Origin of the sequence: Acidovorax sp. 93, assembly GCF_003633835.1 — a bacterium.
GTDB classification, from domain to species: Bacteria; Pseudomonadota; Gammaproteobacteria; order Burkholderiales; family Burkholderiaceae_C; genus Acidovorax; species Acidovorax facilis.
The window spans coordinates 1,278,710-1,295,204 of record NZ_RBIT01000001.1 but is presented as its reverse complement, the minus strand read 5'-3'; the positions used below and the strand labels follow the sequence as shown (position 1 = coordinate 1,295,204).

Annotated in this window: 15 protein-coding genes; 8 read left to right on the top strand and 7 right to left on the bottom strand. The window is 64.8% G+C overall.

The window, feature by feature from the left end:
- Positions 1-22: 22 nt before the first annotated feature.
- The 7 genes from rng to C8C93_RS05810 form a co-directional block, all read right to left on the bottom strand.
- The gene (gene rng / locus C8C93_RS05840) at positions 23-1,510 is read right to left on the bottom strand and encodes a ribonuclease G (RefSeq protein WP_121420308.1); all 1,488 of its coding nucleotides are present in this window, start codon (positions 1,508-1,510) and stop codon (positions 23-25) included.
- Positions 1,511-1,540: 30 nt separating this feature from the next.
- Entirely contained in the window at positions 1,541-2,155 is a 615-nt protein-coding gene (locus tag C8C93_RS05835) for a nucleoside triphosphate pyrophosphatase (protein ID WP_121506215.1), read from the bottom strand.
- A 93-nt stretch (positions 2,156-2,248) separates the two neighbouring features.
- Positions 2,249-2,716 carry a 23S rRNA (pseudouridine(1915)-N(3))-methyltransferase RlmH gene (rlmH, locus tag C8C93_RS05830; protein ID WP_010458753.1) on the bottom strand — a complete coding sequence of 156 codons (468 nt, stop codon included), beginning with the start codon at positions 2,714-2,716 and terminating at the stop codon, positions 2,249-2,251.
- Positions 2,717-2,772: 56 nt separating this feature from the next.
- Positions 2,773-3,657, bottom strand: coding sequence for a ribosome silencing factor (gene rsfS / locus C8C93_RS05825; protein WP_121506214.1), 885 nt, complete (start codon positions 3,655-3,657; stop codon positions 2,773-2,775).
- A 194-nt stretch (positions 3,658-3,851) separates the two neighbouring features.
- On the bottom strand, positions 3,852-4,823 hold the full coding sequence (gene hemF, locus C8C93_RS05820; protein ID WP_121506213.1) for an oxygen-dependent coproporphyrinogen oxidase: 972 nt from the start codon (positions 4,821-4,823) through the stop codon (positions 3,852-3,854).
- Positions 4,823-6,103, bottom strand: a complete 1,281-nt coding sequence (gene purD, locus C8C93_RS05815; protein WP_121506212.1) for a phosphoribosylamine--glycine ligase — start codon at positions 6,101-6,103, stop codon at positions 4,823-4,825. The genes hemF and purD overlap by 1 nt, the downstream gene beginning before the upstream one ends.
- A gap of 114 nt (positions 6,104-6,217) precedes the next feature.
- Positions 6,218-6,937: a YebC/PmpR family DNA-binding transcriptional regulator gene (locus C8C93_RS05810; RefSeq protein WP_010458745.1), complete on the bottom strand. Its 720-nt coding sequence runs from the start codon at positions 6,935-6,937 to the stop codon at positions 6,218-6,220.
- Positions 6,938-7,008: 71 nt separating this feature from the next.
- Here C8C93_RS05810 and C8C93_RS05805 point away from each other — a divergent pair, with 71 nt between their 5' ends.
- From C8C93_RS05805 to C8C93_RS05770, 8 genes are all read left to right on the top strand, one after another.
- A complete protein-coding gene (locus C8C93_RS05805) occupies positions 7,009-8,529 on the top strand; it encodes a helicase HerA-like C-terminal domain-containing protein (RefSeq protein ID WP_121506211.1) in 1,521 nt (506 codons plus the stop codon).
- A gap of 191 nt (positions 8,530-8,720) precedes the next feature.
- Complete coding sequence (locus C8C93_RS05800) at positions 8,721-9,527, top strand: hypothetical protein (RefSeq protein ID WP_121506210.1); 807 nt, start codon at positions 8,721-8,723, stop codon at positions 9,525-9,527.
- A 166-nt stretch (positions 9,528-9,693) separates the two neighbouring features.
- Complete coding sequence (locus tag C8C93_RS05795; protein WP_055401170.1) at positions 9,694-10,536, top strand: enoyl-CoA hydratase-related protein; 843 nt, start codon at positions 9,694-9,696, stop codon at positions 10,534-10,536.
- A 151-nt stretch (positions 10,537-10,687) separates the two neighbouring features.
- Positions 10,688-11,680, top strand: a complete 993-nt coding sequence (locus C8C93_RS05790; protein WP_055401172.1) for a threo-3-hydroxy-L-aspartate ammonia-lyase — start codon at positions 10,688-10,690, stop codon at positions 11,678-11,680.
- A 182-nt stretch (positions 11,681-11,862) separates the two neighbouring features.
- Positions 11,863-12,510 (top strand): uracil phosphoribosyltransferase, encoded by a 648-nt coding sequence (gene upp, locus C8C93_RS05785; protein ID WP_121420316.1) that lies wholly within the window; start codon positions 11,863-11,865, stop codon positions 12,508-12,510.
- Between the two features lie 299 nt (positions 12,511-12,809).
- Positions 12,810-13,820, top strand: coding sequence for a BMP family protein (locus tag C8C93_RS05780; RefSeq protein WP_121506209.1), 1,011 nt, complete (start codon positions 12,810-12,812; stop codon positions 13,818-13,820).
- A 139-nt stretch (positions 13,821-13,959) separates the two neighbouring features.
- Positions 13,960-14,925, top strand: coding sequence for a 5'-methylthioadenosine/S-adenosylhomocysteine nucleosidase (locus tag C8C93_RS05775; protein WP_121506208.1), 966 nt, complete (start codon positions 13,960-13,962; stop codon positions 14,923-14,925).
- Entirely contained in the window at positions 14,926-16,482 is a 1,557-nt protein-coding gene (locus C8C93_RS05770) for an ABC transporter ATP-binding protein (protein WP_121506207.1), read from the top strand.
- Positions 16,483-16,495: the final 13 nt, after the last annotated feature.

Genomic DNA, 16,495 nt, shown 5'->3' with positions numbered 1-16,495 from the left:
ACGGCGCGCAGAACGATGGACGCTACAGCAGCACGATGTCGTACTGCTCCTGCCCCATCGCGCTCTCGGATTGCAGCGAGATCGGCTTCTTGATGAAGTCCGAGAGACCGGCCAGGTGCTGGCTTTCCTCGTCCAGGAACAGCTCCACCACGCGGGGCGACGCCACCACGCGGAATTCGCGCGGGTTGAACTGGCGGGCTTCGCGCAGGATCTCGCGCAGGATGTCGTAGCACACGCTGCGCGCGGTCTTCACGCTGCCCTTGCCCTGGCAGGCTTCGCAGGGCTCGCACAGCATATGGGCGAGGGATTCGCGCGTGCGCTTGCGCGTCATCTCCACCAAACCCAGCTGCGAGAAGCCGCCTGCCATGGTCTTCACGCGGTCGCGGGCGAGTTGCTTTTTGAACTCCGCCAGCACGGCCTGCTGGTGGTCGTCGCGCACCATGTCGATGAAGTCCACGATGATGATGCCGCCCAGGTTGCGCAGGCGCAGCTGGCGGGCAATGGCCTGGGCGGCCTCCAGGTTGGTCTTGAAGATGGTGTCGTCGAAGTTGCGTGCCCCCACGTAGCCACCGGTGTTCACATCGATGGTGGTGAGCGCCTCGGTCTGGTCCACGATGAGATAGCCGCCAGACTTCAAATCGACGCGGCGCCCCAGGGCTTTGGCCACCTCTTCGTCGATGGAGTACAGGTCAAAAATCGGGCGTTCACCCTTGTAGTGCTGTAACTTGCCGGCAGCCGCTGGCATGAATTCCTGCCCAAACGCACGCAGGCGCTGGAACTGCTCCATCGAATCCAGGCGGATGGTCTGCGTGTGGTCGCCCACCAGATCGCGCAGCACGCGCTGCAGCAGGTCCAAATCCTGATGGAGCAGCGACATGGCAGGCAGCTTGAGCGATGCCTCCTTGATGCGCGCCCAGGTCTTGCGCAGGTAGGCGATGTCTTCGGCCAGCTCCGCATCGGTCGAATCCTCGCCGTTGGTGCGCAGGATGAAGCCGCCCCCACCACCCGTGGATTTATCGCCCACCAGCGCCTGCAGCCGCGCGCGCAGCGCATCGCGCTCGGCCGGCGGAATCTTCTGCGACACGCCCACATGGTCGTCCTGCGGCAGAAACACCAGCAGTCGCCCGGCCACGCTGATCTGCGTGGACAGTCGTGCGCCCTTGGTGCCAATGGGGTCCTTGATGACCTGCACCATCAGCGCCTGCCCCTCGAACACCTGCTTTTCAATCGGCACCTGCGGCTCGTTCTTGCGGGCGAATGCGGGCGGCTCGCCATCGGGCTGGCGCTGCCACACATCGGCCACATGCAAAAAGGCCGCGCGCTCCAGGCCGATGTCGATGAAGGCCGACTGCATGCCCGGCAGCACGCGCGAGACCTTGCCCAGGTAGACATTGCCCACCAGGCCGCGCTCCAGCGTGCGCTCGATGTGCAGCTCCTGCACGGCGCCGTGCTCCACCACGGCCACGCGGGTTTCCTGGGGCGACCAGTTGATCAGGATGTCTTGTTGCATGGCGTTGTTGTTGTCTGTTGTTGCTGTCGCCTAGATGGCGAAACCTGCCGCGCGCAGCAGCTGTGCCGTCTCGTACATCGGCAGCCCCATGATGCCCGAATAGCTGCCAGCCAGGTGCTCCACATATGCAGCAGCCCTGCCCTGGATACCGTAAGCCCCGGCCTTGCCCAGTGGCTCACCCGTAGCCACGTAGGCCTCAATCTGCGCGGTGGTCATGGCTGCAAAGGTCACTCGGGATATGGACAGCGCGCTCAGGCGCTTGGGGCCCACCTGCAGCGCCACCGCGGTGAGCACGCGGTGCTCGTGGCCCGCCAGCTCGGCCAGCATGCGCGCGGCATGGGGCGCGTCGTCGGGCTTGCCGTAGATGGTGCGGCCCAGCGCCACGGTGGTGTCAGAGCACAGGATGGGCGCATCGGGCAAACCACGGCGGGCACACCGGGCCACAGCCGCGTCGAGCTTGAGGGCGGTCACGCGCTCCACATAGGCCGTGGGCGCTTCACCGGGCAGCACCACCTCGATGGCTTCCGCGTCTTCGGGCTCGTCGCCGTCCACATTGGGCAGCAGCAGTTCGTGGCGCACGCCCAGTTGCTCCAGCAGCTGGCGCCGGCGGGGGCTTTGGGAGGCGAGGTAGATGAAGTCAGGCATGAACAGATTTTGATTAAAAATCGGCTCTAGCGCTTACCCATCAAGCGCCAGAAGCTACAAAAACAGGAGTTGCGTGCACCACCTGCCCGCACCCTACTCGCGGTGGTAAGGGTGCCCCGCGTTCACCGACCAGGCGCGGTACAGCTGCTCGATGAGCAGCACCCGCACCATGGCATGGGGCAAGGTCAGGTCCGACAGGCGAATGCGTTCATGTGCGCCCTGGCGAAAGGCCGGGTCCAGCCCATCAGGGCCGCCAATGACCAAGGCAACGTCGTCGCCGCCCAGTTGCCAGCCCTTCAGGCGCTCGGCCAGGGCCTTGGTGGTGAGGTTGGTGCCGCGCTCGTCCAGCGCCACCACGCGGGTGCCCCGGGGGATCGCAGCTTCAATCCGCTCGCGCTCGGCGGCGTACAGCGTCTCCAGCGTCTTGGAGCCCCGTGGCTCGGTCTTGACGGCTTTGAGTTCGACCTTGAGCTCCGGCGGAAACCGCTTGGCGTAGTCGTCGTACGCCGTCTGCGCCCAGTCGGGCACGCGCTGGCCCACGGCCACGATCAGCAGCTTCATGGCAACTCAGGCGCGGTGCGCGGGTACAGGTGGTCGTCGATGGGCCGAGGCTGCAATCACTTGCGGCCCGGTACCCTCTTGGCGGCGGGCTTGGCGGCTGCTCCGCCGCGTGCGGGTGCAGGCTTGGCACCGGTCTTTGCGGTGACAGCAGCTTTACTGCGGGAGGCCGATGGCTTGACGACCACAGTCTTGATCGGTGCCTTGGTAGCTGCGGGCTTCCTGGCGGCAGTGGCTGGCTTTGCGGGCGCCTTGGTCGGTGCGGCCTTGGCACTGCTGCTTTTTGCGGGGGTCTTGGCTGGGGCCTTGGTGATGGCTTTGGCAGGTGCTTTTGCGGTTGTCTTGGCGGCAGGTTTGGCAGCTGATTTAGCAGGTGCGGCAGCGGACTTGGCAGCTGTTTTGGCCACAGCCTTGACCGTAGCCTTGCCCGACCGGGCCGGCACGGCTGGTGCGGCTGCCTTTTTGGCGGTCGCCTTGCCTGCAGCCTTGGCGTCGGACTTGGCAGCCTTCTGGGCCGACTTCTTTTCGGCCAAGTCGGTGGCAGCGCTGGAAACAGGCTTGGCGGCGCCCAGCTTCAGGCGCACGGGCGTATCGCCCCACAGCTCTTCCAAGCGGTAGTACTGGCGGATGGCGGGCTGCATGATGTGCGCCACGGCGGCGCCGCAGTCCACGATGATCCATTCGCCGTTGTCTTCGCCTTCGATGCGCGGCTTGGTAAAGCCCGCTTCCTTCACCGCGTCGCGCACGCTGGCGGCCAGGGCCTTGGTCTGGCGGTTGGAGGTGCCCGATGCCACGATCACCCGTTCAAACAGCGGCGAGAGATGCTCGGTGTTGAAGACCTGGATGTCTTGCGCCTTGACGTCCTCCAGTCCATCAACGATGGCGCGCTGGAGTTTGGTAACGTCTTTTTTGGCGGCGGTTTCCGATTTGGTGGAGGTGGTCATCAGGCGGTGATTAGAGAGGAAATGGAATCAATATAGCGTGCAACGCAGCGCGCAACCAGTGGGGCTGCGCCTTGGGTGTTGCGCAGCTGTTGCGCGTTGGCGCTGCGTCCGTTTGAGGTGTTTTTGGCCTCTTGCGCTGGTGTGAAAAGCGCGGGCAGCTATTGAAATTATAGCTTTTGCGCTTTTCAAGGCTTTCAAGCCGCTGCAGCAGACTCGCCACCGAGCCAGTCGCGCCGCAGCAGAAAGCGCTGTGTGAGATCAGCTTCGGCGGAATCGGCCGCATCCGAACGCTGGTACGACCACGCCACCAGCGGCGGCATGGACAGCAAAATGGACTCGGTGCGCCCACCCGACTGCAGGCCAAAATGCGTGCCCCGGTCCCAGACCAGGTTGAACTCCACATAACGGCCGCGGCGGTAGAGCTGGAAGTCCCGCTCGCGCTCGCCGTAGGGCGTGCCCTGGCGCTTTTCCACGATGGGCAGGTAGGCCTTCAAAAAGGCGTCGCCCACCGACTGCGTCATCGCCAGGCTTTGCTCAAAGCCCAGCTCGGAGAAGTCGTCATAGAACACGCCACCCACGCCTCGCTGCTCGCTACGGTGCTTGAGGTAGAAGTATTCGTCACACCACTGCTTGAAGCGCGGGTACTTGTCGTCACCAAAGGGTGCCAAGGCATCACGGCAGGTGCGGTGAAAGTGCACCGCATCTTCCTCAAAGCCGTAGTACGGCGTGAGGTCCATGCCACCGCCAAACCAGCAGGTCGGCGCTTGCCCAGGGTGACCAGCCGCGATCATGCGCACGTTCATGTGCACCGTCGGCACATAGGGATTGCGCGGGTGGAACACCAGCGACACGCCCATGGCCTCGAACGGTGCACCCGCCAGCTCGGGCCGGTGCTGCGTGGCCGAGGGTGGCAGCTGGGGGCCGCGTACATGGCTGAAGCCGCAACCCGCGCGCTCGAACACGCGGCCGCCTTCCATGATCTTGGTGATGCCGTCGCCCTGCAACGGCTCACCGGGCGTCTTGCTCCAGGCGTCGGCCAAAAAACGTGCACCGCCCTCCCCTTCCACGGCTTCGAGCGCGTCGGTGATGCGCGCCTGCAGACCCAGCAGATAGCCGCGCACCCTCGCCACTGTGTCAGCGGGGTTCAAGTTCTGAACGTCTGCCATCAGCTCTTGAGTGCTCTGAAGCCGATATCGCGGCGGTACTGCGCACCATCGAACTGGATGCCGCGCGCCACGTCATAGGCACGCTGCTGCGCCTGCTTGACGCTGTCGGCCAGCACCGTCACGCACAACACGCGGCCACCGGTCACGCTGACCACACCGTCTTTCAGCTGCGTGCCCGCATGGAACACCACGGCATCGTCCGCCTCAGCAGGCAGGCCGGTGATGGAATCGCCCTTACGCGGGTTCTCCGGGTAGCCGTGGGCGGCCATGACCACGCCCAGTGCGGTGCGGCGGTCCCATTGCAGTTCCATCTGGTCGAGCTTGCCGTCAGCGGCAGCGGCCATCAGGTCGCTGAAGTCGCTTTTCAGCCGCATGAGGATCGGCTGCGTCTCGGGGTCGCCCATGCGGCAGTTGAATTCGAGCGTCTTGGGCTGGCCCTTGGCGTCGATCATCAGGCCGGCATACAGAAAACCGGTGTAGGGAATGCCGTCCTTTTCCATGCCCCGGATGGTGGGCAGGATGATCTCGCGCATGGCGCGGGCATGTACATCGGCCGTGACCACTGGTGCGGGCGAATACGCACCCATGCCGCCGGTGTTGGGACCTTCGTCGCCGTCTTTGAGGCGCTTGTGGTCCTGGCTGGTGGCCAGGGCCAGCACGTTCTTGCCATCGCACAGCACGATGAAGGAGGCTTCCTCGCCTTCAAGGAATTCCTCGATCACCACGCGCGCGCCACCTTCGTTGTGGGTCACGCCGTATTTGTTGTCCACCAGCATGAAGTTCACAGCATCATGGGCTTCCTGCAGCGTCATGGCCACGACCACGCCCTTGCCTGCAGCCAGGCCATCGGCCTTGATGACGATGGGCGCGCCCAGCCGGTCCACAAATGCGTGGGCCGCAGCCGGGTCGGTGAAGGTATCGTAGTCGGCCGTGGGGATGCCATGGCGGCGCATGAAGGCCTTGGAAAAGGCCTTGGAGCTTTCGAGCTGGGCAGCAGCCTTGGTGGGGCCGAAGATGCGCAGGCCATTGGCACGGAACTCATCGACCACACCCGCCGCCAGTGGCGCCTCGGGGCCCACCACCGTCAGTGCGATCTTTTCGGCCTGCGCCCACACACGCAGTTCGCGCACGTCGGTGATGGCCACGTTCTCGAGCTTGGAGTTCAGCGCGGTGCCGCCATTGCCAGGCGCCACATACACCTTGGTCACCTTGGGGGACTCGCTCAGTTTCCACGCCATCGCGTGTTCACGGCCGCCGCCACCAATCACAAGTACTTTCATAGGAACCTTTGGTGAACCCTGCTCGCAGCGCTGGGCTGCTTGGCGGGGTTCGGGGAAATATCAGTCGGAAAACAAGTCAGCGCAAGAAAAAAGCGGCGGTCCACAGGCGCAATGTCACAGGGCAGCGTTGTGGTAGACCTCCTGGGTATCGTCCAGGTCCTCCAGCACATCCAGCAGCCGCTGCATGCGCGCCGCGTCGTCGCCCGTCAGTTCGATGGTGTTTTCAGGCCGCATGGTCACGCCCGCCACTTCGGGCGTCAGGCCTGCGGCTTCCAGGGCATTCTTCACGGCTTCAAAGTCGGCGGGGGCGGTCAGCACCTCCACTGCGCCGTCGTCGTCGGTCACCACGTCTTCGGCCCCCGCCTCCAGCGCCACTTCCATCACCTTGTCTTCGCTGGTGCCGGGGGCAAAAATCAGTTGGCCGCAGTGCTTGAACTGAAAAACCACCGAGCCCTCGGTGCCCATGTTGCCACCGTGTTTGCTGAACGCGTGTCGTACTTCGGCCACGGTGCGCACCCGGTTGTCGGTCATCGTGTCGATCATGATCGCTGCGCCACCAATGCCATAGCCCTCGTAGCGGATTTCCTCGTAGGTCAATCCCTCGGCGTTGCCCGTGGCCTTGTCGATGTTGTACTTGATGCGGTCGGCGGGCATGTTGGCCGCCTTGGCCTTGTCCACCGCCAGGCGCAGGCGGGGGTTGGCAGACAGGTCGCCGCCGCCCGAGCGGGCAGCCACAGTGATTTCACGAATGATGCGGGTCCAGATCTTGCCGCGTTTTTCATCCTGCCGCCCTTTGCGGTGCTGGATATTCGCCCATTTGCTGTGTCCTGCCACGAGAAGTCCTTTTGTATTGATTTAATCTACTGACCGCGATTTTACTTTTGACTCCACCCGGAACCTCCGCCATGGCCGAACCCCTCCTGATTGCCAAGCACGACACCATCGAATGCCACCTGCTGCCCGGCCTGGCCAACCGCCACGGGCTCATCACCGGCGCCACCGGCACCGGCAAGACCGTGACCCTGCAGACCCTGGCCGAAAACTTCTCGCGCATTGGCGTGCCGGTGTTCATGGCCGACGTGAAGGGCGACCTGACCGGCGCCAGCCAACCCGGCAAGATTGGCGACAAGCTGGCGGCAGTGCTCAAGGAGCGGGGCCTTCCCCTGCCCGCCCCCCTGGCCTGCCCCACCACGCTGTGGGACGTATTTGGCGAACAGGGCCACCCTGTGCGCGCCACGGTGTCGGACATGGGCCCGCTGCTGCTGGGCCGCATGCTCAACCTGAATGAAACCCAGCTGGGCGTGCTCAACCTTGTGTTCAAGATCGCCGACGACAACGGCATGCTGCTGCTGGATCTCAAAGACCTGCGCGCCATGCTGCAGTACGTGGGTGACAACGCCAAAGAGTTCACGACCGAATACGGCAACGTCAGCGCAGCCAGCGTGGGCGCCATCCAGCGCGGGCTGCTGCAGATTGAGCAGCAAGGCGGGACGCAGTTCTTTGGCGAGCCCATGCTCAACATCCAGGACTTCATGCAGACGGTGGACGGCCACGGCGTGGTCAACATCCTGGCGGCCGACAAGCTCATGAACTCGCCGCGTCTGTACGCCACCTTCCTGCTCTGGATGCTGTCTGAGCTGTTCGAGCAACTGCCCGAGATCGGCGACCCCGAGCAGCCCAAACTGGTGTTCTTCTTCGACGAGGCCCACCTGCTGTTCAACGAGGCGCCGAAAGTGCTCATCGAGCGCATCGAACTCGTGGTGCGGCTGGTGCGCTCCAAGGGCGTGGGCGTGTATTTCGTCACGCAGAACCCTCTGGACATCCCCGACAGCGTGCTGGCCCAGCTGGGCAACCGCGTGCAGCACGCGCTGCGCGCCTTCACCCCGCGTGACCAGAAGGCCGTGAAGGCCACGGCCACCACCATGCGGCAAAAGCCGGGCCTCGATATCGAGACCGCCATCACGGAATTGGCCGTGGGCGAGGCGCTGGTGAGCTTCCTGGATGCCAAGGGCCGACCGAGCATCACCGAGCGCGTGTTCGTGCTGCCGCCCGGCAGCCAGCTCGGCCCCATCACAGCGCAGCAGCGCCAGGTGCTGGTGGCCAACTCGCTGGTGGCGGGCGTGTACGAAAAGGTGGTGGACCGCGAGTCAGCCTACGAAAAACTTAAGGGCCGCGCCGCCGAAGCCAGTGCGCAGGCGCCTGCCAATGGCAAAGGTGCACCCGCCAACACGGAAGACAGCGGCGGCGGCCTGATGGGTGGGCTCAACGACGTGCTGTTTGGCAGCACCGGCCCGCGCGGCGGCAAACGCGACGGCTTGGCCCAGACCATGGCCAAGTCGGCGGTGCGCACCATGGGCACCACCATCGGCAAGGAAATCCTGCGCGGGGTGCTGGGCAGCATCTTCGGCGGCAGCAAGCGGCGTTGAACGCAGGGGGGCACAGATTCCGCCTCTCCCCTGCTCAGCGCCTCCAATCGCGGCCCCATCACGGCAGCTTCGGCATGCGATGGTGCTGGGGGTAGCCCCCGCGTGACCATCTGGCGACACCACCCAAAGTGTCATCAATCAGTCACCAAACAGCCGTGAAATCGCCACACAACAACAAAAAAGGAGGGACGATGAAGCGCATCGAAAACGTTCTGCTGTGGTGGGGAAGCAAGGTCGTGCTGCTGGCGATTGCCGTGTGGGTGGCCGCCATCGTCGGGATCTTCGCGGGCGCCTGGCGCCTGCGGTGGCCCTGGATTCTGTATTTTTTGGCCACAGTCATCATCACCGCCCTGGTGATCCAGTGGACCAACGCGGTCCGCCAGCGCTATATCCGCGAGGCCCCCCTGCCCCGCTTTCTGCAGCGCAAGCTGCGCGAAACCTACCCCCACCTGAGCACCCGCGACTGCGAGCTGGTCGAACGCGGCCTGCGCCAGTTCTTCATGGCCTGCCTGCGCGGCAACAAAGACTTTGTGGCCATGCCATCGAGGGCCGTGGATGCGCTGTGGCACGAGTTCATCCTTCACACGCAGGCCTACAAGCTGTGGTGCCACAACGCCCTGGGCTTCTTTTTGCACCACACCCCGGCCGAGGCCCTGGGCAAAAAAGCCCGCCACAACGATGGCCTGCGCCGCTGTTGGTACTGGGTATGCAAGGAGGAGTCCATCGACCCCAAGGCCCCCAGCCGCCTGCCCCTGCTGTTTGCGCTGGATGCCAAGTTCGCCATAGCCGGGGGCTTCACCTACGTGCCCGACTGCTCCGACATCGCCCGCAAGAGCGACGCGGGTGGCAGCGGTGGCGACAGCTACTGCGGCACCAGCTTCTCGGACGGCAGCTACAGCGGCAGCTCGGGCGACTTTGGCGGCGCCGAAAGCTCGGATGGAGGTGGAAGCGACGGCGGAGGGGATGGCGGCGGCTGTGGTGGCGGGGGCGGCGATTGACAGACTGTGCCTGTAGACGTCCGCCGCCCGTTCTGCCGCACGCGCGCAAAAGCACTCCTGTTTTCATAGCTGCCAGCGCTTACCAGATAAGAGTTTTCAGCCAAAATAGCTCAAAGTCACCCAGGCGACGACCCGACCTGCATTCACCCGTCTACAGTGGCACCCCATGAACACCCTCACCTGCTTTTCCCTCAGCATCACCGACCACGTGGCCCATCTGGTGCTGAACCGCCCCGAGGCCATGAACACCATGCACCCCACCTTCTGGCGTGAGCTGGACGAGGTGCTGGCCCAGCTCAACAAGGCGGGCGAAGCGCGGGCGCTGGTCATCAGCAGCACCGGCAAACATTTCAGCGCGGGCATGGCGCTCGAAACCTTTGGCGGCGCCATCACCATGGACGACCAGAGCCCCGAGGGCCGCGCCGCCATCTTTGACTTGCTGACCGACATGCAGGCCACCTTCACCCGCATCGAAAGCCTGCGCATCCCCGTCATCATGGCCATCCACGGCGGTTGCATCGGCGGCGCGGTGGACATGGTGACGGCCGCCTGCATCCGCTACGCCACGGCAGACACGTTCTTCTGTATCCAGGAGATCAACATCGGCATGGTGGCCGACGTGGGCACGCTGCAGCGCCTGCCCAAGCTGATCCCGCTGGGTGTGGTGAAAGAGCTGGCCTACACCGGCCGCCGCCTGAGCGCAGCCAAGGCCCTGGGCTACGGCCTCGTCAACGAAGTGTTCGAGACCCAAGAAGCAATGCTTGCCGCCGCGCTGCAGTGCGCGCAAGAGATCGCCAGCAAGCCGCCCGTGGCCATCTGGGGCACCAAACAGGCCGTGAACTACGCCCGCGACCATTCGGTGGAAGACAGCCTGCGCCAGATGGGCTGGCTGCAAGGCGCCATCTGGAGCAACCAGCATGTGCGCGAGTCGGTCACGGCGATGAAGCAAAAGCGCGCGGGCGACTTCCCCGCACTGACGCCGCTGCAACGCTTCAGCGAGCTGGGCTGACCCGCCATCAACCATCAACCATCAAAATCTATAGCTGCTCGCGCTTGCCACACAAGCGCGTAAGGCCATTTTGGATTGAAACCACGCGGCAACCCGCTATCATCCGAGGGCTGAAGGGGCAAGCGTTTGCCCCGCCACCAGGGATGCCGCCATGACCTTGCCCAGCCTCACCCCGCCCACCTACGACGACGTGGCCGCCGCCGCGCACCGGCTCAAGGGCATGGCGCACCACACGCCGGTGCTGCGCTCCACCACCGCCGACGACCTGCTGGGTGCTCAACTGTTCTTCAAATGCGAGAACCTGCAGCGCACCGGCGCCTTCAAGTTCCGGGGCGCCTTCAACACCCTGGCCCAGTTCACCGATGAGCAACGCGAGCGCGGCGTGCTGGCTTTTTCGGCCGGCAACCACGCGCAGGCCATCGCGCTGTCGGCCCGCATGCTGGACATGCCCGCCGTCATTGTCATGCCCGCAGACGCGCCCGCCTCCAAGATGGCGGCCACACGGGCCTACGGCGCCCAGGTCGTCACCTACGACCGCTACACCGAAGACCGCGAAGCCATCAGCCGCCACCTGGCGCTGGAGCGCGGCATGACGCTGGTGCCGCCGTTTGACCACCCGCACGTCATTGCGGGCCAGGGCACCGCCGCCAAAGAACTGTTTGAAGAAGTGCCCGATCTGGACTACCTGTTTGTCTGCGTGGGCGGTGGCGGCTTGCTGGCAGGCAGCCTGCTGGCCGCGCAGGCCCTGGCACCCCAGTGCCGCGTGGTGGGTGTCGAGCCCGAAACGGGCAACGACGCCCAGCAGTCGCTGCGCGCCGGGCACATCGTGCGCATCCCCACGCCCCACACCATCGCCGACGGCGCGCAAACCCAGGCACTGGGCGAGCTCACCTTCCCCATCATCCGCGACCATGCCGAAGACATCATCAGCGTGAGCGACGAGCAGCTCATGCAATCCCTGCGCTTCTTTGCCGAGCGCATGAAGATCGTGGTGGAGCCCACCGGCGCCCTGGCCTATGCGGGTGCGCAGGCCTTCTCTGGCGCTGACAACGGAGGCAAGCTGCTGCACGGTGAGCGCGTGGGCGTTCTCATCAGCGGCGGCAACGTTGACCTGGCGCGCTATGCGCGGTTTCTGGCGGACTAGCCCGCGCCCCCCTGAGTCGCCTGCGGCGCCTTCCCCTCAAGGGGACGCCGCCAGTGGCCTGGCGAAGCCAGTTCCACGGCGTCCACTGGCCTGGGCCGCGCCAGTTTTTACGGGCGCTGGCGCAAGTACCGTCAAAATACCGCCACCCCTTTCATTCCTACCTGTAGACCATAGGCCTCGCCATGAGCACTGCCAGCACCAACAACAACGTCACCGTCATCACCCACCCCCTCGTCCAGCACAAGCTCACGCTCATGCGCCGAAAGGACGCCAGCACCAACAGCTTTCGTCGCTTGCTGGGGGAGCTAAGCACGCTGATGGCGTATGAAGTCACGCGCGACATGCCGCTGCAGGACATCGAGATTGAAACCCCGCTGGAGACCATGACCGGCAAGGTCATCGACGGCAAGAAGCTGGTGCTGGTCTCCATCCTGCGCGCGGGCAACGGGTTCCTGGATGGCATGCTCAACGTGGTGCCCGGCGCCCGCGTGGGCCACATCGGCCTGTACCGCGACCCGGCCACGCTGCAGCCCGTGGAGTACTACTTCAAGATGCCGTCCGAAATGGACGAGCGCGACATCATCGTGGTGGACCCCATGCTGGCCACCGGCAACTCGGCCTCCGCCTGCGTAGACCGCCTGAAAAAACTCAACCCCCGCTCCATCAAGTTCGTCTGCCTGCTGGCCGCCCCCGAAGGCATCGCCACCATGCAAAAGGCACACCCCGACGTACCGATTTTCACCGCAGCGATTGACCGCGAACTGAGCGACCACGGCTACATCCTGCCGGGGCTGGGGGATGCGGGGGATCGGATTTTTGGCACCAAATAAGCGCACGACGGCAGCGCCCGTGCACCAGCCACCGCAGGGCCTTGCCGCCCATCGGTGGCTTTTTTCATCTCCGGGCCTCTCTGCGTTGCGTCACGGTCAATTTGGAACCCTACCCTGGTGGGGTGCCCCAGCCCGGTTTACGGATGCGCTGCACGCATGCACCATTTTTTTACCAACTGGTGGCTTTCCTCTGGCAGACTTGCCGCTGGTTTGCAGTTACACAGCCACCGACTGGCGCGCTCCTTGCTTGGTAGCAGCACATCCAACCTCCTTGTTTGCTTGTCTGAAGGAACCTCACCATGACCACTCGCCGCATCTTTACCGGACGCCTGCTCTGCACCTCCATTGCCCTCTCGGCCGCCATGGCGATGGCGCCCTCACTGGCCACAGCGCAGTCCAAGCTAAAGGTCGCGGCGATCTACACGGTGCCCTTCGAGCAGCAATGGGTCAGCCGCATCCACAAGGCCCTGAAAGCCGCCGAAGCACGTGGCGAGATCGAATACAAAGCCAGTGAGAACGTCAGCAACGCCGACTACGAGCGCGTGATGCGCGAATACGCCACCGGCGGCAACCAGCTCATCCTGGGCGAGGCCTTTGCGGTGGAAGCCGCCGCCCGCAAGGTGGCCAAGGATTTCCCCAAGACGTCCTTTCTGCTCGGTTCCTCCGGCAAGCCGCAGGCGCCTAACTTCAGCGTGTTCGACAACTACATCCAGGAGCCCGCGTACCTCAGCGGCATGGTGGCTGGCGGCATGACCAAGACGAACAAGATCGGCATGGTGGGTGGCTTCCCCATCCCCGAGGTCAACCGCCTGATGCACGCCTTCATGGCGGGCGCCAAAGAGACCAATCCCAAGGTCGAGTTCACCATCACCTTCATCAACAGCTGGTTTGACCCGCCCAAGGCCAAGGAAGCCACCTTTGCAATGATCGACAAAGGCGCCGACGTGCTCTACGCCGAGCGCTTTGGCGTGAGTGACGCGGCCAAGGAAAAGGGCAAGCTCGCCATCGGCAACGTGATCGACACCCAGCCGCAGTACCCCGACACGGTGGTGGCATCGGCCATCTGGCACATGGAGCCCAGCATCGACCGTGCGCTCAAGCTGGTCAAGGAAGGCAAGTTCACCGCCGAAGACTACGGCCCGTACTCGATGATGAAGCACAAGGGCTCTGAACTCGCGCCGCTGGGCACGTTCGAGAAGAAGGTGCCCGCCGACATCGTGGCCAAGGTCAAGGCGAAAGAGGCCGACATCCTGGCGGGCAAGTTCACCGTAAAGGTAGACGACAGCCAGCCAAAATCGACGGCCAAGTAGGCACTGAATGTAGCGGGCACCCACACTGCCCGCCCCTGTTCCAGTCTGTGCACAGGCCACCCCAGCAAAGCGGTGGCCTGTTTGTTTTTTCGCGTTGACTGCGCGCACCGCAGTTTTTCTTTGACGAGGCACCACACCCATGCAATCCCTCCCCGCCGCCAAGCCCTCCCTGATCTCCCGGTGCACACGCCTGCTGGGCGCCCTCACCCTCGCCGCCGTGGTGGCAGGCTGTGCCGCCACCGCGCCCGGCAAGACGGTGGTGCGGCTGGACGACACGCCCCGCATCGCCGTCATCTCTGCCTTCGCCCCCGAGCTGACCGTGCTGCTGCCCCAGGTGCAGCAGGCCGCCAAACACAGCATCAACGGCGTGGAGTTCACCACCGGCACGCTCGAAGGCAAACCCGTGGTGGTCTTCCTCTCGGGCATCAGCATGACCAACGCGGCCATGAACACCCAGCTGGTGCTGGACCGCTTCAATGTGAGCCATGTGGTCTTCAGCGGCATCGCGGGCGGCGTCAACCCCAGCCTGCACATTGGCGATGTCACGGTGCCCGCACAGTGGGGCCAGTACATGGAATGGCTGATGGCGCGTGAAGACAAACCCGGCCAGTACAGCGCCCCCGCCTGGATGAAAAGCGAGCTGACGATGCCCGCCTTCGGCATGATGCACCCGCGCCCGGTCGAAGTGCGCTCGGCAGCCCAACCCAAGCTCTCCAAAAAGTTCTGGTTTGAAGCTGACCCGAAGATGCTGGCCACCGCCCGCAGCCTGCAGAACGTGGGCCTGGAACACTGCCTGGCCGCCACCTGCCTGAAGCAGCGCCCACAACTGGTGGTGGGCGGCAACGGCGTATCGGGCCAGGCCTTTGTGGACAACAAGGCCTTCCGCGAATACGCCTTCAAGACCTTCGAGGCCAATGTGCTCGACATGGAAACCGCCGCCACCGCCATGGTGGCGCACAGCAACGGCGTGCCCTACATCGCGTTCCGCTCGCTGAGCGATCTGGCGGGAGGTGGCGAGGGTGAGAACGAAATGGGCACCTTCATGGGCCTGGCGGCGGCGAATTCGGCGAAGGTGCTGCGCGCGTTTCTGGCGGCCTGGAAATAGATGGGCTCCACCACAGCGCCCGTCCTGCGCCTGTCGGGCATCACCAAACGCTTCGGCAAGCTCGTCGCCAACGACAGCATCAGCCTGACGCTGGCGCGCGGCGAAGTGCTGGCCCTGCTGGGCGAAAACGGCGCGGGCAAGTCCACGCTGATGTCCATCCTCTTCGGGCACTACGTGGCCGACCAAGGCAGCATCGAAGTCTTCGGCCAGCCCCTGCCCCCGGGCCAGCCGCGCGCGGCGCTGGCTGCGGGTATTGGCATGGTGCACCAGCACTTCACGCTGGCCGACAACCTCACCGTGCTGGACAACGTGCTGCTGGGTAGCGAGCCGCTGTGGCAGCCTTTCTCGCGCCGCAGCGAGGCGCGCGCCAAGCTGCTGGCCGTGTCGCAGCAGTTTGGCCTGCCCGTCAGCCCCGATGCACGCGTCGGAAACCTGTCAGTGGGCGAGCGCCAGCGGGTCGAAATCTTGAAAGCGCTCTACCGGGGCGCGCGCATCCTGATCCTGGATGAACCTACTGCCGTGCTCACCCCGCAGGAGAGCGAGGCACTGTTCGACACCCTCGCTCAGATGGTGGCGCAGGGCCTGTCCATCATCTTCATCAGCCACAAGCTGGGCGAGGTGCTGCGCGTATCGCACCGCGTGGCCGTGCTGCGCCAGGGCAAGCTGGTGGCCGAGGCGCCTGCACAGGGCACCACGCAGGGGCAGCTAGCACAATGGATGGTGGGCCATGCGATTGAGGTGGCCGAGCGCCGCCCAACACAGCATATCGGCGAGCCTGTCTGCACCCTGAGCAACGTCAGCACTGCCCCCATGGGGCGCGATCGATTGAACAACGTGTCTCTCACCCTGCGCGCGGGCGAGATCGTGGCAATTGCAGGCGTCAGCGGCAACGGCCAGGTGGCGCTGGCCGATGTGTTGTGTGGCGTACGTGCGGCCTCCTCCGGCGCGGTCACGCTGCGTGGCGCACCGCTCCAAGCCCGGCCCGCGTGGCTGGTGAGCCAGGGCGTGGCCCGCATCCCCGAAGACCGGCACGCCGTGGGCGTGGTGGGCGATTTGCCGGTGTGGGAGAACGCGGTTTCCGAACGCCTGCGCAGCCACTGGTTTGCGCACCCGTGGTTCCGCGCCTTCTGGATCAAGCGCGGCGCTGCACGACAGCATGCCGAGCGGGTGGCCAAGACTTTTGACGTACGCGGCGGCGGGCCGGATGCGCCTGCGCGGTCGCTGTCGGGCGGCAACATGCAAAAGCTCATCCTGGGCCGGGCGCTGATGCCGCCACAGAATGGCGCGGGCAACACCGCGCCCGCCCCCCAGCTCATCGTGGCCCACCAGCCCACCTGGGGGCTGGACATTGGCGCGGTGATGTTTGTACAGCAGCAGCTCATCAACGCTCGCGACAGTGGTGCTGCGGTATTGCTGATCTCCGACGACCTGGACGAAGTGCTGGCGCTGGGCGACCGCGTGGCAGTGATGCACGACGGGCACTTGAGCGAGGCCCGGCCCGCAGAAGACTGGACGCGCGGAGCCATCGGCCTTGCCATGGCCGGTGCGACCCACTGAGCGACAACAAGAA